At 56.5% G+C, this 18,350-nt stretch carries 16 protein-coding genes; 7 read left to right on the top strand and 9 right to left on the bottom strand.

The annotated features are described in order from the left end of the window. Nucleotides 1-106: 106 nt before the first annotated feature. Nucleotides 107-1,117: a helix-turn-helix domain-containing protein gene (locus Q0915_RS00670; protein ID WP_299472466.1), complete on the top strand. Its 1,011-nt coding sequence runs from the start codon at nucleotides 107-109 to the stop codon at nucleotides 1,115-1,117. A 117-nt stretch (nucleotides 1,118-1,234) separates the two neighbouring features. After that, on the top strand, nucleotides 1,235-2,350 hold the full coding sequence (locus Q0915_RS00665) for a DUF4240 domain-containing protein (RefSeq protein ID WP_299472465.1): 1,116 nt from the start codon (nucleotides 1,235-1,237) through the stop codon (nucleotides 2,348-2,350). An 814-nt stretch (nucleotides 2,351-3,164) separates the two neighbouring features. On the opposite strand, the gene Q0915_RS00660 is transcribed toward Q0915_RS00665, so the two are convergent. Beyond that, on the bottom strand, nucleotides 3,165-3,710 hold the full coding sequence (locus tag Q0915_RS00660; protein ID WP_299472464.1) for a TetR/AcrR family transcriptional regulator: 546 nt from the start codon (nucleotides 3,708-3,710) through the stop codon (nucleotides 3,165-3,167). A 204-nt stretch (nucleotides 3,711-3,914) separates the two neighbouring features. On the opposite strand from Q0915_RS00660, the gene Q0915_RS00655 reads away from it, so the two are divergent. Continuing rightward, a complete protein-coding gene (locus Q0915_RS00655) occupies nucleotides 3,915-5,069 on the top strand; it encodes an adenylate/guanylate cyclase domain-containing protein (RefSeq protein WP_299472463.1) in 1,155 nt (384 codons plus the stop codon). A 116-nt stretch (nucleotides 5,070-5,185) separates the two neighbouring features. On the opposite strand, the gene Q0915_RS00650 is transcribed toward Q0915_RS00655, so the two are convergent. Further along, nucleotides 5,186-5,644, bottom strand: a complete 459-nt coding sequence (locus Q0915_RS00650; protein WP_299472462.1) for a hypothetical protein — start codon at nucleotides 5,642-5,644, stop codon at nucleotides 5,186-5,188. 243 nt (nucleotides 5,645-5,887) lie between these two features. Between Q0915_RS00650 and Q0915_RS00645 the strand changes: the two genes are divergently transcribed. The 3 genes from Q0915_RS00645 to Q0915_RS00635 all read left to right on the top strand — a co-directional run bounded on the left by Q0915_RS00645 (nucleotide 5,888) and on the right by Q0915_RS00635 (nucleotide 8,664). Then, a complete protein-coding gene (locus tag Q0915_RS00645; RefSeq protein ID WP_299472461.1) occupies nucleotides 5,888-6,448 on the top strand; it encodes a MarR family transcriptional regulator in 561 nt (186 codons plus the stop codon). A 69-nt stretch (nucleotides 6,449-6,517) separates the two neighbouring features. Next, nucleotides 6,518-7,171 (top strand): DUF4166 domain-containing protein, encoded by a 654-nt coding sequence (locus tag Q0915_RS00640; RefSeq protein ID WP_299472460.1) that lies wholly within the window; start codon nucleotides 6,518-6,520, stop codon nucleotides 7,169-7,171. Then, nucleotides 7,168-8,664, top strand: a complete 1,497-nt coding sequence (locus Q0915_RS00635) for a TIGR01777 family oxidoreductase (protein WP_299472459.1) — start codon at nucleotides 7,168-7,170, stop codon at nucleotides 8,662-8,664. The genes Q0915_RS00640 and Q0915_RS00635 overlap by 4 nt, the downstream gene beginning before the upstream one ends. Before the next feature lie 87 nt (nucleotides 8,665-8,751). Here Q0915_RS00635 and Q0915_RS00630 read toward each other — a convergent pair whose 3' ends face one another. Then, a complete protein-coding gene (locus Q0915_RS00630) occupies nucleotides 8,752-9,309 on the bottom strand; it encodes a hypothetical protein (protein WP_299472458.1) in 558 nt (185 codons plus the stop codon). Between the two features lie 188 nt (nucleotides 9,310-9,497). Beyond that, nucleotides 9,498-10,634 (bottom strand): NADH:flavin oxidoreductase/NADH oxidase, encoded by a 1,137-nt coding sequence (locus tag Q0915_RS00625; RefSeq protein ID WP_299472457.1) that lies wholly within the window; start codon nucleotides 10,632-10,634, stop codon nucleotides 9,498-9,500. Nucleotides 10,635-11,259: 625 nt separating this feature from the next. On the opposite strand from Q0915_RS00625, the gene Q0915_RS00620 reads away from it, so the two are divergent. After that, nucleotides 11,260-13,158 (top strand): PhoX family phosphatase, encoded by a 1,899-nt coding sequence (locus tag Q0915_RS00620; RefSeq protein WP_299472456.1) that lies wholly within the window; start codon nucleotides 11,260-11,262, stop codon nucleotides 13,156-13,158. Between the two features lie 208 nt (nucleotides 13,159-13,366). On the opposite strand, the gene Q0915_RS00615 is transcribed toward Q0915_RS00620, so the two are convergent. The 5 genes from Q0915_RS00615 to paaD all read right to left on the bottom strand — a co-directional run bounded on the left by Q0915_RS00615 (nucleotide 13,367) and on the right by paaD (nucleotide 18,347). Next, nucleotides 13,367-13,732 (bottom strand): VOC family protein, encoded by a 366-nt coding sequence (locus Q0915_RS00615; RefSeq protein WP_299472455.1) that lies wholly within the window; start codon nucleotides 13,730-13,732, stop codon nucleotides 13,367-13,369. 131 nt (nucleotides 13,733-13,863) lie between these two features. Beyond that, a complete protein-coding gene (gene paaZ / locus Q0915_RS00610) occupies nucleotides 13,864-15,927 on the bottom strand; it encodes a phenylacetic acid degradation bifunctional protein PaaZ (RefSeq protein WP_299472454.1) in 2,064 nt (687 codons plus the stop codon). A 38-nt stretch (nucleotides 15,928-15,965) separates the two neighbouring features. Further along, nucleotides 15,966-16,745: a Phenylacetic acid catabolic protein gene (locus Q0915_RS00605; RefSeq protein WP_299472453.1), complete on the bottom strand. Its 780-nt coding sequence runs from the start codon at nucleotides 16,743-16,745 to the stop codon at nucleotides 15,966-15,968. Beyond that, a complete protein-coding gene (gene paaE, locus Q0915_RS00600; RefSeq protein ID WP_299472452.1) occupies nucleotides 16,735-17,811 on the bottom strand; it encodes a 1,2-phenylacetyl-CoA epoxidase subunit PaaE in 1,077 nt (358 codons plus the stop codon). Before paaE ends, Q0915_RS00605 begins: the two co-directional genes overlap by 11 nt. 14 nt (nucleotides 17,812-17,825) lie before the next feature. Further along, nucleotides 17,826-18,347 carry a 1,2-phenylacetyl-CoA epoxidase subunit PaaD gene (gene paaD, locus Q0915_RS00595; RefSeq protein ID WP_299472451.1) on the bottom strand — a complete coding sequence of 174 codons (522 nt, stop codon included), beginning with the start codon at nucleotides 18,345-18,347 and terminating at the stop codon, nucleotides 17,826-17,828. Nucleotides 18,348-18,350 lie beyond the last annotated feature (3 nt).

The following is an 18,350-nucleotide window of genomic DNA, read 5'->3' as shown; positions in this document are numbered from 1 at the left end:
AAAGTCCTTGTCACAACTCCCGCACTTCGACTTCAGCGGAAGCATTTGTTCTTTCCTCTTGTCCTGGCGATAGACTACCTGGTTTGGATATGGCACGAATGACAAGATGACCTCGTTTTCTGCCAACTTACCCATGCGGGCCGATGTTCCCAGAAGCGTCGTCTTTGTGGTGTATCCGGACATCGTGCTGCTTGACCTTGTCGGACCACTTCAGGTTTTCAGCCATGCCCGCGATCCGGAAACAGGCCGGAGGGGCTACACCTGTGCTGTGACATCGGTCAGTGGTGGCTCGGTAGATACAAACACGGTTGTCACCATTCCGAGCCAACCGGTCACGTGGCATCTGAACCGGGCGATCCACACACTTGTTGTCGTGGGAGGCGCGGGTGCCAACACGGCAATGCTCGACGATCTTTTGCTGGAAAACATCAGGCAGCTCGCGGGAAATTCTCAAAGGGTTTGTTCTGTCTGCTCCGGTGCCCTGGTTCTTGCGGCGGCAGGTCTGCTGGAGGGGCGCAGAGCTGTCACCCACTGGGAAGATTGCAAGACGCTGGAAGAGCAGTATCCGGATGTTCAGGTCGAAGTCGATCCCATATTCATCAACGACGGAAACATCTGGACCTCCGCTGGAATTACAGCAGGCATTGATATGGCCTTGGCGATTGTGACGGCGGATCTCGGGCGCCGCGCGGCGCTTGAGATGGCACAGTCAATGGTGAAGCATATGGCACGCGCCGGCGGACAGTCACAATTCAGTCCCGTACTCGGACACCAGATACGCGATGCCGGGGGACGGTTTGAGACCCTGCACCATTGGATTGCGGAAAATATGGAAAAGGATCTTCGGGTCGAAGCTCTGGCAGAGCGGGTGAACATGAGCGCCCGTAACTTTGCGAGACTTTATACGAAACAGACGGGTTTAACGCCCGCTAAAGCCGTTGAGGCCATCCGAACAGACGCTGCCAAAGAGCTTCTGGAAACAACGGATTTGACGGTGAAACAGGTCGCCGTTCGGACGGGTTTCAACGACGAAGAGCGCATGCGCCGCACTTTCCTGAGACTTTTGAATGTATCGCCTTCAGACTATCGACAAGGCTTCAGAGCCCGCCTGCCGTGATGTCTTTCGGCAACTGCGCTCAAGGTCCTCGCAATTCTAGCAATATGTTTCCCGTTTTCTTCACTTCCTGCCCCCATCCTCCGGTCGCCGGGTTAACACGACAAAGACGCTTTCAAGATGCAGGAACAGATCTCGATTTCGGAAAATGAAGCGTTTGATCCAAGTTATGACGATCTTTCGAAAGACTTTGAACGGTTGAGGGATCTCATTGCGGCCTTGCACCGCGAAGGCCGCCTCTATCGCGAGTGGGACAGATCCAGAGATTGCTTCGAACCGGCGGCCATTGCGCTTGAGGACGCCTACTTTGCGCTTGGCCTGTATGATGAGATCGAAGCCCATTATACGCACACGGTTCACCAGTGGGACCCGAACAAGAACGATCTCATTCACGATGTTTTGGAGCGCCTGCTGCGCGACGGGCAAGGGCAGCGCGTCATTCGCATCTGCCGCTACTACCTTGCTTTGGAAAAACCCTCTTTCTGGTTTCTGATCGATGAGCGCAAACGCGGGTTCAGGAAGTCGCCGAACTGGTCCGTAAGCGAAAAGCAGCAGCAAAAGTCATTTGAGAAAATGATCAACGGAATCGCACACCGCAAGGCCGAAGTTCTCGCGATGATGGACGAAGTACACGACTTTTTCCTTCGATCGGGAGCAACGTCAGCGCAACTTGGACGTCTTGCTGCCGATCGGGCGGAAATCGAACAGGAACAACGGCGCCGCCGGAAGGGTAAACCGGATCCGCGCGTCATGGACATCGATCTCTTCTGGGAAATCATCGGAACCCCGGGCGAAAGCGGAGCGCTCGAGCAGATTGAGGCGGCAACCGACAGACTTGCGAGCTTCAAGGCAAGGGCGATCAAGGCATTTGACGAATTGTTCCATGATCTGGACGCACGCGCTTACCGCGATGACGTCTGGTCTCTCGCCGTTCTTTTGCGCGGCGGCTGCTCCGATGATGATTTCGAAGGTTTCAGATGCTGGCTCATTCTCCAGGGAAGAGACGTTTTTGAGGCCGTCCTCAAGGACCCGGACGCATTTGACGTCACTCTTTTCGGCGAAGATACAAGCCCTTGCGATGCCCTGCGCGATATACCTTCGCTAGCCTATGAAATGCGGACGGGAAAGGCGCTGAATCGAAAAAAACGGCCTCCGCTTCGCCTGACCGGAACTGACTGGCGTGAAGAAGATGTCCCGGATCGGTTGCCGCGCGTTGTTGCCGCCCTTGGCGATTAAACGGGCTCGACAAGATTTCTTCTCGGGACCATGCCGGCAACAGCAGTCCTTAGAGCTTAAGTCTAAGACTGCGATGGCTGATGCTGCGCAAGCGGGCTTTGATCCGCGTCATTCGCTATTGAACTTAGCCGGATAACTTTTGATCAGGCTTACGCATGTAGGCTTGCAACAAAACCCCGGCGGAAAAAGATCCACGCGTAGCGACGAACGCTTTGAGTTTGAGGAACAACGAAAATCCCCTCGCTGTTTCCAGCGAGGGGAAAGACCATGGGATTACTGGTAGCCTGGCTCGTAACAGGTTTTACCGCCCCAGTCCCGAGTTTCGGATATTGTACCGCCACGGAGCACACAATCAGCTTCAAACTGATCGCCGCACTGCCACGGTACAGTTGGAGGTCAACGAACCGCCATCCGAACGGCAATATAGGTCGGTCAACTCATTCTCTTTTCTCTCGCCTTAAGGCCGAAACCTTTTGCAGTTCCCTGCGCGGCTTTAAATTGGGTTGACGGCGCAATACTAGCCACTGGCGAACCAGAAACCATTGCCGTCGTTAAAATCAAAGTAATAATCGAATTTCTAGTGACCATTTTAAATAGTTTGTTGGATACAAAGCAACATTAACAAACCACGTCATGTTATACAGTGATTGACATCACACTTTTACAGATAAAATTTAAAGATGATTTTTGGTTGCATCTTCTTCTGCGCTGCTCTCACCGTTTCTGAAGACGGGACCTCCCAAAAGCTGCTCCCGATGGTTCGCTAATCGGTCCGTAACTTTTGCCCCAAGCGGACTCATCTGTGCTTTGCAATTCATCTGTCGAGCAGTCTCGACAAAACAAACTCCAGATGCCCAGCAACGTCCAGATCCATAGTGGACGAGAGCATACGAAAACCCAGATAGTTCGTATAAAGGTCGAGTGCGAAGCGTCTGTCGCTGAAGCCGAGAACTTGAAACTGTTCGCTGAGGTAATCCAGACGTTTTGTATCGACTTCAGCAACGCGTTTGGCTGCCTCGGGATCGTGCCGCGCCCATTCCCGTATTGCCAGTTCGGCCTTGACCGACAAATCGGTCGGCCGCACTTCGGACGCCAGTCCTACAAGAGCTCGTAGACGGTCGATCCCTGGCTCATGATCCGCAATGCGACGGATGATTTCGTCGGCCTGGGAGTTTTGCCATCCATCGAGGATCTGTTGCCGGAAGTCCTTGATGTCTTTGAAATGCCAGTAGAAGGAGCCTTTAGTCGTCTGAAGCGTGCGTGCAAGGGCTTCCGCACGCACAGCACCAATTCCGGACATGGCCAACGCGCGCATTCCGGCCTGTATCCAATCGCCTTTGCCTAATCGTGCCTTGCTCATTTGCCTTTCCATACGGATGCGTACAGATTGATGTTGACTCTACGTCAACACTATACGCTAGCGTACGCATTAGGCCAGTGAAACTCCTTTAAGGGCGGTGGACCATCGGATGCATGATTGGACAATGGCCTTCCGTTCGGCCTCCGTTTGAGGAATTAATGGGTTTTGCGGTCGTGTTCCGTCACGATTTGGGAGGCAGAAGGAATGAGTACATTCCCAGGATCCGCCGGCGACGAAGTCACGCGCTGGTTGATGATCGAAGGTCCGCGCCAGGAGTCGCCTGCAGCACTGCTTCACGGCTACACGCTCAAACTGCGCGAGACGGGCATTCAGGTTGACCGTTCGACACTCGGCGCACCGATCCTGCACCCGATCGCTCAATCTTCCTTTGTCTTCTGGGACGTTGCGGGAGGCCCACAGCAGCGTTGGTTTACCTACACACCGGATCAGATGGAAATTCTCAAGGCAAGCCCCATCCACAAGATCTATACGCATGGCGAAGCTTCGTCGCTTAGACTTGATCGGCAGGAGGATCGCAACCTTTATCCCATCGGAGAGGATCTGTGGGCCGAAGGCTATACACAGTATGAAGCGCTCCCCCTTCAGTTTTCAGACGAAACCTACAAGGTCCTGACGCTCGCAACGAAAGCACCGGGCGGGTTCAATGAACAGGACGCCACACTGGTTGGCGCGACGATCCCGGCACTGACTCTTGTTTTTGAAGGTTTTATTGCGCGCAACACCGCCAAGACACTTATGGAAACCTATGTCGGAAAACGGGCGGGCCTCAGGGTACTGGACGGCGAAATCGCGCGTGGCGACGGCAGTCATATCGATGCGGTCATCTGGTTTTCAGACCTTCGCGGCTTCACCCGGCTTGCGCAGTCGCGCAGCGAAGACGCACTTCTGATACTGCTGAATGACTATTTCGGACAGTTGACGAAGGCGATTGAAGAGCATTCTGGCGAGGTTCTCAAATTTATCGGCGATGCGCTGCTCGCAATCTTCCCCTATAAGGATGATGTCAGCGATGCCGTGGCGCGGGCCGAGGCCGCAGCTTTAGACCTCACTGGCGCAAAGGATGCGTCACACGAAATCGATTTCGGAATAGGTCTTCACCCCGGTTCGGTATTTTATGGAAATATCGGCGGCGGCAACCGACTCGATTTCACCGTCATCGGGTCCTCCGTCAACATCGCCAGCCGGGTCGAAGGTTTGTGCTCCACACTTGATGAGACCGTTCTGGCAACACGTGATTTTGTCGAGTGTTCCTCTTTGTCCTGGCGTTCCCTTGGAAACCACCAATTGAAAGGCGTGGTCGAGCCTGTGGAAGTCTTTTCGCCCGAAAAGCCGGGCTGACCAGGCCTCTGTTGGCAGGCGCGAGCCACTCGGTTTCACGCGGGTCCGTCTTTTCAGCGTCTTTCCAGGCCGCGCGCGGTCACTCTGACAGACTTTGAGACAGGAGTGCCTTGAGATCAGGATATCCGTTCGGGAAGCCCTCGCCCGTTGTTCCACCAGCGGTTCGGATTATCGCTTTGAGGATTGTAGGCCGCCCTGCTCGCCCAGTCTTCGCGCAAGAAAATCACCGGTTCTTCGTAGTGATGAGAATAGTGGATCGCATCCATCACCTTCTCAAGGGTTTCAAGATCTCTTTCGATGGAAATCTTGAGTTCAACCATCGGATAGGTCTCCGTGGTGCCCGCTTCAAACGCGTCCACATGTGTGGTTGTTGTCGAGCCCGGCTCCGGTTGCGCCGTTTCCTTGCCGACGGCCGAGATGCTTGCATTGCGCTGATAACGGCCAAACCGCAATGGATAGACCTTTTTGACCTCATCCAGGATCCGGTCGGTATCTTCCGGCAATGTTTGGATCTCCAGCGTCCAGACCGGAACGAAAGTACCCGATTTGGCCTTGTACTGATTCAGACTGTTCATTGCCCTCACTCCTGCTTCAACGATCATGTTCTTATTTTGTTCCAACGCCTCATAGGGGTCAACCATTCACTCGCATGGTCCACATCTGTCACTCGATCCCATACATTCTCTTGCAAATTGGCGTGGCGTGCGGGTCGATCCCTCTTCTGTATGACCTAATGTGTCTGCGAGATCCGACCTCGCAACTTACCGATGTTTTCGACAGGACTTGACTCTCGTTCAATTTGATCCGATATTTCTGTCATGACAGAAACTACCGACAGAAACGACGCAAGCGCAAAATCCCAGTTCATTCTCTATTGGGGCGATATGGGCAGCCAATGGGGCGTAAACCGGTCCGTAGCCCAGATCCATGCCCTGCTCTATCTGAGCACGGAGCCGCTCAACGCGGAACAGATCTCGGAAGAGCTTGGGATTGCGCGATCGAACGTTTCCAACTCCTTGAAGGAACTCGTTGGCTGGCGGTTGATCCAGCGGGTTCCGGTCGCCGGTGACCGGCGGGAGCATTTCGTTGCAGAAACGGATGTATGGGAAATGGCCCTTCTGATCGCCCGGGGCCGCAAAGAGCGCGAAATAGACCCCGCGATCCGCGCAATCGACATGTGCGTTTCGCAGGCCGAGAATGAAAAGAATCTCGATCACGACGTTCTCAAGCGGATGCACGCAATGCAGGACTTTTTGACAACCGCTGATCGCTGGTCAGCCCAGATGCTGAGCGTTCCGAAATCCAATCTGGCGGCTTTGATGAAAATGGGAAACAAGGTTCTGACGCTTCTGAAGATCGGCGGCGGCAAGGCGAAATAGGGTCAAATTTTTTTACCCTTTTATTTCTCTCTTTACAGAAACAACGGATTAAACAGGAAAGGGCGTAAGATGCAGCAAAACTTCGCTGCCAGACATTGCGACATCGTTCCCGATACCCGGTTCCGGGAGCTATTGGGCGAAGGCGCCTGGAACACTCTCCCGCTTTCCGTCCGCAATCGCTTCGGCAAACGCCTGAGAGGCGGGGCCAGCGTTGTCTATCAGGGTGAAGTTGTCGCAATGCGCAGAACCTTACCCGGATATCTCCTGTCGCAGCTTGCACGACTGGTTGGCGGCCCGTTGCCGCACGACATGTCCTCCCTTCAGCAGCCGGCAGTCGTCACGGTCACCGAGGATTGCGCCGGTGAAGGCCAATTCTGGATCCGCCAGTATGGTCGCGCGGCAGGCTTTCCGCAGGTAATCCATAGCTCGAAGCGCTTTGCCGGTCCTACCGGAATTGAGGAATACATAGGGTATGGTATCGGCATGGCCCTTCAGGTCGCTGCCGAGCACGACGCCCTTGTGTTCAGGAGTGATCATTATTTTCTGCAGATCGGTTCCTTGCGCCTCCGGCTGCCATCGTGCCTGAGCCCCGGTGATCTGACGATCACGCACCGGGACCTCGGCGACACGCGCTTTCTGTTCTCACTCACACTGACAAGCCGGCTGTTCGGCGAGCTCGTCCACCAGGACGCTCTTTTTCATGACATGGAGGTTGACCTATGACTGATCCGCTTCTCTGGACCCTGATTTCCGTACAGATTGCCATGGGTCTGTTTGATACACTCGTGCACCACGAAGTTACCGAGCGCCTGGCCTGGCGAGCCTCGCAGAAACTGGAACTGCGCCTGCACGGCATTCGCAACTTCTTTTACGCCGTGATCTCTCTGACATTCGCGTGGACAGAGCCGCATGGCGTATTCACTTTGCTCTTCGCGGCAATTCTGGCGCTGGAAGTCATCATCACGCTCTGGGACTTCGTCGAGGAGGATCTCACCCGCAAGCTTCCCTGGACGGAGCGTATCAACCACACTTTGCTGACCTTGAATTATGGAGCCATTCTGGCCCTGCTGGCACCCATTCTTTGGCAATGGTTGTTCCTGCCAAGCGCAATGGTGCCCGTCGGCTATGGCTGGTGGAGTGTCATGGCGAGCATCGCCGCCCTCGGCGTTGCCGTGTTTTCCGCACGCGACCTGCTCGCTGCGTCCCGCAGTGAGCGGCTCCTGAAGCCTGACGCAGCGGAGCTGGTTTCTGTTCTGCCCCCGCGCCGGCACGTTCTCGTTACCGGGGGCACCGGCTTCATCGGCGTGCGGCTGGTGGAAGCACTTGTCGCCGCAGGCCATTCCGTGACAGTCCTGACGCGGGATCTGCGTAAGGCGGAACTGCTTTCGCATCCGGTCCGCGTGATTTCCAACCTTGGCCAAATCCACTCCAAAGACCGCGTGGATGCGATCGTCAATCTTGCCGGAGATCCGATCGCAAATGGGCTTTGGACTTCCAGAAAGCGCGAGCAGATCATCGTCTCCCGCATCGCCATGACCAGCGCGCTTAACGAACTGATCGAGCGCCTGGAAATCAAACCGGACTGTCTTATAAGCGGGTCCGCCATTGGCTGGTATGGCCTGCGCGGCGACGAAGTTCTGACGGAGAGCGCAACATCTGCACCCGCGTTCACACATGAAGTCTGCGAAAAGTGGGAACAGGCAGCCATGAAGATATCGGAGCACGGTGTCCGCGTGGTTGCTTTGCGCATCGGCCTCGTGCTCGGGGTCGACGGCGGCATGCTGGCGAGGCTCCTGACGCCGTTCGAATTTGGCGGTGGCACTAAGTTGGGAAATGGCGGGCAATGGATGTCCTGGATCGAAAGAGACGACCTCGTTCGTGTGATCGCGTATGCCATGACAAACAAACGCCTTGAAAGCCCTGTCAACGCCACCGCACCGGAGCCGGTTCGCAATGCCGTGTTTACAAGAGCGCTCGCGCGCGCCTTGACCCGGCCCGCATTTTTGCGCATCCCGGCCTGGCTGCTGTCAACGGCTCTTGGTGACATGGCGCGCGAAACCATGCTCGCCAGCCAGCGGGTCGTGCCGAAGCGGCTTCTCGATCAAGGATTCGTATTCCGGCATCCGAAGCTGGAGCCGATGTTGAGGTCAATCACTGGTTCCACAACAGGTTCAAAAAGTAAACCGAACCGGGAAATTGGCGTCGCGCTTCGATAGCAAACGGTTCGGCTTAAGCGATCAACACCAATTCCTGATCGCCATTCTGAAGAGCTGGCGGCCCGTTGCAGGGACTGCCAGCTCTGCTCATTCAATCACAAGCTTCGGCAACCAGTTGCTCTCAACATAACCCTCCTCGAGATCAACGTCGCGAATTGGCCTCAAGTCTCCAGGCTCGGGTGGTACACCGAGTTTGTCCATGTCCATTTCATGAAGCGTTCCAAGGAGCCGGTCGTCCTGGGATTCGAGTTTGTAGTAAACTCCGTTCCAGAGATTGATGCCGTACTCTGTCGCCCCCTTCCAGACAAAGAGCAAATCATACTCAAGGTCGGTAAGGTCCTGACCTGAAACAGTGCGTTTTATCTCATAGGGATAAGGCACGCGGCACCAGTATTTCGCCGGCCCTTCAAAGCATTTGAACGGCCGCATGGAGAGGAAATGATCTGAAAACACATCGTCCATCCAGACGATCTGATAGGTCACGCTATCGCCCGCTTGACTGAAAGTGACCGTCGCAACGGGATGACCTTCTCCGCGCTGATCCACCAGCTTGATCGTTTTTTCACCTTCAAGAGGCAGTGCGTCTGCAGGTTCCGGAAGAAAACCCGGAACCAAAAGCAACATCCAATAGAAGCCTGCCCGCATTTCGCCCTCCCTGGAACATCGACTGCCCCTTCACGCCCAGACCCTCAAACCTAGCAGCATGATTTCAAGCGCCTAGTGCACTTTAGGCCAGCAGAGGGGCCCTGGGCGGATCAAGATTTTTTCGAAGAATCAGGTAGCTATCAGCCAAAAAACCACCAAAACGAGGGTTCCGCACGATCATTTTTAGCTCATCGCAGACCCAGTTTCTTCAAGAGGCGTTCCCGTTTCATCAGCCACCAGCCGGATTCAATCGGCCACAAGGAATGTCCCTCATCAGCTCCGAGCCTCGCAGCGACATGTAGTGGCCAATTCGGATCGTCGAGCAACTCCCGGGCAACCGCGATCATGTCTGCCCTGCCGGATGCCACGATCTCCTCGCAATGCTCCGCACCCCACAAGAAGCCGACAGCCATCGTTGCAATATCCGCTTCCTTACGGATTCTTTCGGCAAAGGGTGTTTGAAAGCCTTCCTCAATCACCATTCGCCGCGGACGTTCCTTGCCGCCGATGCCACCGCTCGAACAGTCAATCATGTCAACGCCTTCGGCCTTCAGCGCCTTTGCCGTTCGAACGGTATCTTCAACTTCGATGCCGTCTTCAAGCCAGTCCGTTGCGGAAAGCCTGAACGCAAGCGGATAACCCTCCGGCCAGTTAGCGCGCACGGACCGGGCAACCTCAATCGCAAACCGCATCCGGTTTTCCGCACTGCCGCCCCAGCGATCCGTGCGCTTATTGGCAACCGGAGACAGAAACTGATGGACCAGAAAACCATGCGCGGCATAGATCTCAATGATTTTGAAGCCCGCCGCGTAGGACCGGCGGGCTGCCGCCCCGAAAGACTCCACGACCCGCAGTATATCGGCTTCCGACATTTCCTCAGGAACCGGCCATCCGTCGGCATAGGGGATTGCGGAAGGAGCGATGGCCGGCCACGGATGTTCACCTCGTTCGGCAGTGTCCCCTTCATCGACTGGCGTCTCGCCGTGCCATGGACGGCGCTCGGAAGCTTTCCGGCCCGCATGACCGAATTGAATGCCGGGCACGGCACCCTCGCGTTCGATGAATCGGGTTACGGGTGTGAGTTGATCAACTTGCGCATCGTCCCATAGGCCCAGATCCCCATGGGTCCTGCGTCCGTCTTTCTCGACAGCGGTTGCTTCTGCATAGACCAGACCGGCACCACCAATCGCAAATCGTCCGAGATGAACGAGATGCCAGTCATTTGCATATCCGTCAACCGATCGATACTGGCTCATTGGGGAGACGGCGATGCGGTTCTTGAATGTGATGTCACGAAGTTTGAAATCAGAAAAAAGGGTTGCCAAGTTTGATCCGTCGGTTGATTGCAAATTGAACAGTTGGGCGGGCATCTCGATCCGGCCTACGGGCGGGCAGCCCTCGACCGTTTGACAAGACTAACAATTGCAGCTCACTTCGGAAATCAATGCCGCGTGAGCACGCACCATTCAGTTAGGTTTTTCTGTTCACCGCGCCTCCGATTTTCCAATCTGGATAGTCGCGCAGCGATTTTTCCTCACGCGACGGCACCTAAATGACAGTTTAATGACAATTCAGGGTATTCAGGTGTCGCGATTGCTGCTTGCTCAGGCAGATTTGCGACTTTGATGCTTCGAATGAAATAGGAAATAAACCATTGATTTAAAATTATTTTTCACTTCAGAGCTCTTCCTGAAGGTTGAAATCAAGCTCAGTATTTAGCCGGAAAAGTTACCAGTGGTAGTGACAACTTTTGAGACCGTCATTAAAGTTAAAAAAAACTCACGCTATACCATGACTCCTCTGTGGTACGGTCCATTCGCCGGACGGACGCGGGGCACGCAATTTCAGGTTCCTGGAAAGGTGTGCGCGTCTGAAAGACGGGGTCCGCCAAATGGTGTCCAGTAACGCAAGAGCCAGCTAATTTCATACAGTAGCCAGCAGGGAAGACTCATGAAAGACAACGAGAATCACACGCTCTCTTTCGACGATTTCGACGAAGTGATGAACCCGCGCCCGGAAGAAAACGATTTCGACCGGATTGTTGAAACAGCCCTAAGCCGTCGCGGATTCATGGGCGGCGTCCTCGCATTCGGCAGCTTCGCCGCGCTCGGCGGCACCGCCGGCATCGCAAAGGCTGCCTCCGGCCGTTTCGCGTTCGATCAGATCAGTACATCCACTGCTGACGACGTGATCGTACCGGACGGCTACAAGGTCGACGTGATGATCCAATGGGGCGACCCGCTGTGGTCCGACGCGCCTGAATTCGACCAGGCGACGCGCGGAACAGCCGCGAGCCAGGAACGTGCATTTGGCGATAACACCGACGGCATGGATGTGTTCGCACATGATGGCAAGCTTCTGCTTGTCGTGAACAACGAATACACAAACCGCTCGATCATTTCGACCAAAGCCGAGGACGGCCGTCTTGTCGGCGAGGATGAAATCGCAAAAGGCATGATGGCGCACGGTGTCTCCGTGGTCGAAATTGCCTTCATTGACGGCAAGTGGCAGATGGTCAAGGACAGCCCCTATAACCGTCGTATCACGCCGAAGACCGAAATGGAGCTGACCGGACCGGCGGCCGGACATGACCTGATGAAGACCGATGCCGATCCGACCGGAACCAAAACGCTCGGCACCTGGAACAACTGCGGTAATGGTGCCACGCCCTGGGGCACCTATCTTGCTTGCGAGGAAAACTTCAACGGGTATTTCTCCTCCAGCGAAGACGTCAAGGACGACAACCCGAAGTCGATCACGCCGGCCATGAAGCGTTACGGCGTCAACACCACGGACTGGGGCTACGGCTGGGCGGAAATCGACGAGCGTTTCGATGTCGCCAAGCATCCGAACGAGCCGAACCGTGCCGGCTATGTGGTTGAGATCGATCCGACAGATCCGGCGTCGGCACCGAAAAAGCGCACCGCTCTCGGCCGCTTCAAGCACGAGAACGCCGAAACCGTCATCAACAACGACGGTCGTGTGGTGGTCTACATGGGTGACGATGAGCGTGGCGAATTTGTCTACCGCTACGTCTCCAACGGTGCCTATGCTCCCGGCGCACCGACCGACGACCTCCTGAGCGACGGGGTACTCTATGTCGCCAAGTTCAGCGACAACGGCACCGGCGCTTGGGTTGCCCTCACCCCGGAAACAACAGGTATGGATCAGGCAGAGATCCACATTCACACCCGTCAGGCTGCCTCCGCTGTCGGCGCGACCACGATGGACCGTCCGGAATGGGTTGCCGCCAATCCAAAGGCACCGGAGGTTTATTGCTGCCTGACCAACAACAAGAACCGCGGCGTAAAGCCAAATGCCGGGGGTGACGACACTGCCGCAAACGGACCCAACCCGCGTGACGAGAACAACTACGGTCAGATCGTCCGCTGGCGTCCGGACGCTGGCGACCACACGGCACCGGGTTTCACCTGGGACCTTTACGTGCTCGCCGGCAACCCGACGGTTCACTCCGACGCTTATGCCGGGTCCTCGAACGTCAACGCTGACAACATGTTCAACTCGCCGGATGGCTTGGCTTTCGATGACAACGGTCTGTTGTGGATCCAGACGGACGGCAGCTACAAGAACGAGGGCGATTTTGCTGGTCACGGCAATAACCAGATGCTTGCGGGCGACCCGGTCACTGGCGAGATCCGCCGCTTCATGGTCGGTCCGAACGAGTGTGAGATCACTGGCCTGATCTGGAGCCCGGATCGTCGGACGATGTTTGTCGGCATTCAGCATCCGGGCGAGCGTGGCAACAGCCACTGGCCGGGAGGCGGCGATTCCGTTCCGCGGTCTGCGATCATCGCTGTTACGCGTGAAGACGGCGGTCTCGTCGGATAGTCCTTGCACTTGCTACATAAAACGATCGGCCGGTTTCGTACCGGCCGATTTTTTTGATCCACAGATGAGGGCCTTATCGTGTGGGATGTCGCTGCAACCGCATCAACCAATGTTGCCGCCTCAGCAATAACAAGGGCCTTTACACAACGTGGTATTCACATAGGCTGGGAGGTCTCACTCCCCTACTTTGAAGAGGTCATCGCGGCTGTCACATCTTGCTTCTGTCGTACCAGACGGCTTCGATATTGTGTCCGTCCGGATCGAAAACAAACGCCGCAAAATACCCCGGCCAGTACTGCGGGCGATAGCCCGGCCCGCCATTGTCACGCGCACCTTGCTCCAGAGCGGCCGCGTAAAACGCCTCGACCTCTTCCCGGCTTTTGGCTTCGAATGCGATATGAGTTGGCGCAACCGGTTCGTTCACCAGCCATAGATCCGTGTTTTTGCCGTCGTGGAAGCCGACGGCATCGTCGAGCTCCATACTGATCGAATAGCCAAGCGTTGCGAGAACCTTCACGTAAAACGCCTTTGACATGGCAAGGTCGCTAACATGCAGATGTGTATGAGCAATCAATTCAGGACCTCTTCAACACCCAACTGTGGCACCTTTACTCGCAGGTCAAATTGCACGTTTCCATCCGGGTACGCAAAGACTGATCGAACACATCACTGGCTATCCAGAACGTTCCATTCAAACCGGATATCCTAGGTAACAGCCGGCCACGTCTTTGCCACCATGGTCAGCACGTCGTATTGCGCGACGACCTCGTCATTCTGATTGGTCACCTGGCAATCCCAGCGCACTTCGCCGTGCTCGGCATTCTCGCGCGGATTGATTTCCTTGCAGGTCAACCGCACTTTCAGACTGTCGCCGAAATAGACGGGGGTCAGGAACCTCAGATTGTCGACGCCATAGTTCGCCAGAACCGGGCCTGGATCCGGGTCGACAAACAGCCCGGCGGCAAAAGACGCGATCAGATATCCATGCGCGACCCGATCATCGAAGAATGGATTCGCCTTCGCCGCCTCACTGTCCATATGGGCGTAGAACGTATCGCCGGTGAACTTCGCAAAGTGTTCCACGTCTGCCTGCGTAACTTCGCGCGACTCAGTGACGATCTGATCTCCGATAGTCAACTCGGCGAGCGATTTGCGGAACGGATGCACGTCCGCCCTGACAGGCGCGCCATCCAGCCATTGACCGGTGACCGCAGAGAGCAATTCGGGTGCCCCCTGTACGGCGGTGCGTTGCATGAAATGTTTCACGCCCCGCATCCCGCCCATTTCCTCGCCACCACCAGCGCGCCCGGGGCCGCCATGAACAAGCGGAGCCAAAGGCGATCCATGCCCGGTGGAACTCTTGGCTGACCGGCGGTTACCGATCAGAACCCGCCCGTGGAAGGGGGCAAGCCCTGTGACCACCTCGCGCGCGACGGCGTTGTCATTGGTGAATAGCGACGACACCAGTGAACCTCGTCCCTTTTGCGCGAGTATGACCGCTTCATCATTGTCCTCATAGGCCATGACGGTTGCAACAGGACCGAAAGCTTCGACCGAATGAACGGCTTCGGCAATAACCGGATTGCCACAGCGCAGTAGAACGGGAGCCATGAAGGCGCCGGTTTCCGTGTCACCCGAAACAAGGTCGATCTCATTCAGCGAACCGGATACGATCTCTGCTTCCTGGGCCAGCATGCCTACCTTAGATTTGACATCCTCCCGGTCCTTCAGGGACACCAGCGCCCCCATGCGTGCCCGCTCGTCGTCCGGCAAGCCGATGGTCGTCCCTTCAAGTCGCCGGGAAAGTGCTTCGACGACGGCCCCCTCGTGCATTTTGGGCACGATCACGCGTCGGATCGCCGTGCATTTCTGACCTGCCTTGACCGTCATCTCGCGCGAGACTTCCTTTACGAACAGGTCGAATTCTTCCGTTCCGGGCCCGGCGTCGATACCAAGGATAGACGCATTGAGACTGTCCGCTTCCATGGTAAAGCGAACGGAATGCTGCAGGATCGCCGGTCCCGACTTCAGCTTCTGGCCTGTTGACGCGGAGCCGGTGAAGGTTACGACATCCTGCTCGATGACATGATCCAGCAGATCGCGCGCCGATCCTGTCACGATCTGCAGCGCGCCATCGGGCAACAACCCTGTCTCCAGAATCCGGCGCACGACCAGCTCGGTCAGATAGGCCGTCTGGGACGCCGGTTTGACAATACATGGCATCCCGGCAATCAGCGAGGGTGCAATCTTTTCCAGCATGCCCCAGACAGGGAAGTTGAATGCGTTGATGTGAATGGCAACGCCGCGCAGTGGCGTCAGGATATGCTGGGCCGCAAAGGTACTGTCGCGGGAAAGCGGTTCGACCGGCCCTTCGGTCAGCACCTTGGTGTTGGGCAACTCACGCCGGGCCTTGGAAGCAAATGTCAGGAGGGTTCCGATGCCACCCTCGATGTCGATCCAACCGTCCTTGCGTGTCGCACCGGTCGCAAAGTTTTCCAGGTAGAATTCTTCCTTCTGCTCCATGAGTTTCAGGCCGACAGCCTTCAACAACAGCGCCCGCTCGTGGATCGTCATCGCTCTCAAAGCCCGGCCACCCGCAGCGCGGCCCCACTCGAGCGCGGCCCTGAAATCCAGCCCATCCGTTCCGATCAGGGCATGGATCTGACCGGTCGCCGCATTCAGCACCGGTTTGCCATCGCCCTCACCGGTTCGCCATGCGCCTTCGACATAGCTTTCCAGCCGCCGTGCGGTGTTGCCCGTCCCGTTCATGGATCGTCCTTTCGTGAATTTCGGTCCAAAGGCCCCGCTCAGCTGAGCTTCAGCTCTTTGAGGTGCGTATCCGCGTCAGCTTTCCACGCTGCGCGCATCGTTTCATTCTCCGTGTGGCGCAGACCCATCTTCTTGAGCCGCTCGAAACGGCCAGAGTGCGCCGCCCCGAACGTCTCGGCGACGCGTGGCATCCAGTAATCGACGGAAGCCTGAACCTCTGCCCGGTGTGTTGCATCTCTCAGCAGGTCCTCAAACCCTTCCAGACCAAGCTCCATGTGACGTTTCTCACGCGGCAGAATTTCGCGAAACACCTCGCCAAGCGGCTGATACGAAGTGCGGATCTGTTCCTGAAGCTGATGCACGGTTGCCATGCCCATCAACGAGTTCATGACAACGGCGTCGGTCCAGCTCTGAAGCGGATAGTGGAACACCGAGAGCCGCATATCCCCGCCCTGGCGTTTTGGATCTAAATTTACGTCGCGCGGTTGACGCGACGACCATGAATGCGCCCGGTTATAAAGAGCCTTGTCCGTGCCAAAATCGCTCATCAGGTCGAGAACCCGCTCCGCATGGTCCACCTTTTCAAGCGTGATCCGGCTTGCGGCTATGCGTTCCTTGAGGCCCGGTGCCCAGTTGATCGCATCGGCAAATCCCGCCGAACCGGCAAGTTCGCTGTCGACGAAGGAGGACATGAGCCGCAGCAATTCGGCCCGGTATCGCGGCGGGACATTCCCGGGTGAGGTCAGCTTTCCGCCCTTTTCCAGGTACTCGGAGAGCGGCATCGTGTCGTTGTCCTGAAGGCTTGTGTCACTCGTCATAGCTGATCACCACCTTGTCCGAAACAGGAAGACACTGGCAGGAAAGGACGTAACCGGCCCGCACTTCATAGTCCTCCAGTGCATGGTTCGTTTCCATTTCCACTTCGCCTTCAATGACCTTGGCGCGGCAGGTCGAGCAGACCCCTGCCTTGCAGGAGAACGGCGCATCGATGGAGTTTTCAATCGCGGCTTCGAGAACCGACGTGCCATCCTTCTCCATCTGGAAATTGCGCGTCGTTCCATCGAGCGTGACCGACACTTCGCAAGTACCCGCAGCAGCTGCCGCCGCTTCGGATCTTGCCTTCGCCTTGGCCCGGCCGGGCTGCGAGGAGGCAAAAAGCTCGAACCGGATTTGCTCGTCCGACAGACCATGTGTACGCAGACTGTCCGCGATCGTCAGCATCATGGGTTCCGGGCCGCAGATGAAGGCGGTGTCGACCTCGTCCGCATCGATCCAGAGGCGGAAAAGCATCTCCATCTTTTCGGCGTCTATCCGGCCTGTGAAGAGATCAATTTCCTGCGCTTCCGTTTCCAAGATATGGATCAGCGAAAGTCGGCCGAGATACCGGTTCTTGAGATCTTCGAGTTCTTCCCGGAACATGATCGAGCTGGTCTGACGATTGGCGTAGATCAGCGTGAAAGTGCTCTCCGGCTCCCGCGCAAGCACCGTTTTGATGATTGACAGAACAGGCGTAATGCCCGAGCCGCCGGCAAAGCCGAGATAGGATTTGGCGCTGGATGGATCCAGCTCGGTATAAAACCGGCCCATCGGCTTCATGACTTCAAGCCGGTCACCAACCTTCAGTTGCTCGTTCGCAAAGGTTGAGAACGCGCCCCCCTCGACACGCTTGATACCGACCTTCAGGCATCCCTCATCCAACCCGGCGCAAATGGAGTAGGACCGGCGCAATTCTTCGCCGTCGAAATCCCTACGGAAAGTCAGATACTGGCCCTGAATGAACGTGAACGCGTCGACATCCGCATCCTCGGGTTTGAGCGTCACCACAACGGCGTCGCGCGTGTCGCGCCGGATATCGGTCACTTCGAGCGAATGGAATCGTGCCATGGCAAGACCGTCCTCTAGATACACTTGAAATAGTCGAATGGTTCGAGACAGTCCTTGCAACGCCATGCGGCCTTGCACGGGGTTGATCCGAACTGGCTGATCCGTTCGGTATTTGCCGAATTGCAGCGTGGACAGGCGACCACCAGATTGGTTTCACCAGAAAGCCGCGCAGCCTTTGCGCTCATGCCGTCTGTCGCGGTGCCGTCGATGGGTGGTGCGATGCCAAAGGATCTCAGCTTGTCACGTGCTTCATCCGTCACCCAATCTGTCGTCCAGGGCGGCGCAAGCCGGCGCTCAAGACGCAGGTTCTCCACCCCCATTTCCCGCAGCTTGTCTTCGATCATCAGATCGATCACCGCCGTTGCCGGGCAGCCTGAATAGGTGGGCGTTACAGCGACGACCAGCGTGTCGCCGTCGTAGCGAACATCCCGGACAATGCCGAGCTCCGTGACCGAGACCACCGGGATTTCCGGGTCGGGAACCTCAGCGAGCCAAGTCCAGACCTCTTCGGTAGCCGGTTGAAGCGCTGTCTTCATCTC

The organism is uncultured Roseibium sp. (genome assembly GCF_947494555.1).
GTDB lineage: Bacteria > Pseudomonadota > Alphaproteobacteria > Rhizobiales > Stappiaceae > Roseibium.
Note: the sequence above shows the minus strand (reverse complement) of the source record. Positions and strands in the feature narration are given on the sequence as shown.

What these genes read in the sequence shown, in the direction of transcription:
- Q0915_RS00670 (WP_299472466.1), top strand. Translation starts at nt 107, where the DNA reads ATGACCTCGTTTTCTGCCAACTTACCCATGCGGGCCGATGTTCCCAGA.
- Q0915_RS00665 (WP_299472465.1), top strand. Translation starts at nt 1,235, where the DNA reads ATGCAGGAACAGATCTCGATTTCGGAAAATGAAGCGTTTGATCCAAGT.
- Q0915_RS00660 (WP_299472464.1), bottom strand. Translation starts at nt 3,710, where the DNA reads ATGAGCAAGGCACGATTAGGCAAAGGCGATTGGATACAGGCCGGAATG.
- Q0915_RS00655 (WP_299472463.1), top strand. Translation starts at nt 3,915, where the DNA reads ATGAGTACATTCCCAGGATCCGCCGGCGACGAAGTCACGCGCTGGTTG.
- Q0915_RS00650 (WP_299472462.1), bottom strand. Translation starts at nt 5,644, where the DNA reads ATGAACAGTCTGAATCAGTACAAGGCCAAATCGGGTACTTTCGTTCCG.
- Q0915_RS00645 (WP_299472461.1), top strand. Translation starts at nt 5,888, where the DNA reads ATGACAGAAACTACCGACAGAAACGACGCAAGCGCAAAATCCCAGTTC.
- Q0915_RS00640 (WP_299472460.1), top strand. Translation starts at nt 6,518, where the DNA reads ATGCAGCAAAACTTCGCTGCCAGACATTGCGACATCGTTCCCGATACC.
- Q0915_RS00635 (WP_299472459.1), top strand. Translation starts at nt 7,168, where the DNA reads ATGACTGATCCGCTTCTCTGGACCCTGATTTCCGTACAGATTGCCATG.
- Q0915_RS00630 (WP_299472458.1), bottom strand. Translation starts at nt 9,309, where the DNA reads ATGCGGGCAGGCTTCTATTGGATGTTGCTTTTGGTTCCGGGTTTTCTT.
- Q0915_RS00620 (WP_299472456.1), top strand. Translation starts at nt 11,260, where the DNA reads ATGAAAGACAACGAGAATCACACGCTCTCTTTCGACGATTTCGACGAA.
- paaZ (WP_299472454.1), bottom strand. Translation starts at nt 15,927, where the DNA reads ATGAACGGGACGGGCAACACCGCACGGCGGCTGGAAAGCTATGTCGAA.
- Q0915_RS00605 (WP_299472453.1), bottom strand. Translation starts at nt 16,745, where the DNA reads ATGACGAGTGACACAAGCCTTCAGGACAACGACACGATGCCGCTCTCC.
- paaE (WP_299472452.1), bottom strand. Translation starts at nt 17,811, where the DNA reads ATGGCACGATTCCATTCGCTCGAAGTGACCGATATCCGGCGCGACACG.
- paaD (WP_299472451.1), bottom strand. Translation starts at nt 18,347, where the DNA reads ATGAAGACAGCGCTTCAACCGGCTACCGAAGAGGTCTGGACTTGGCTC.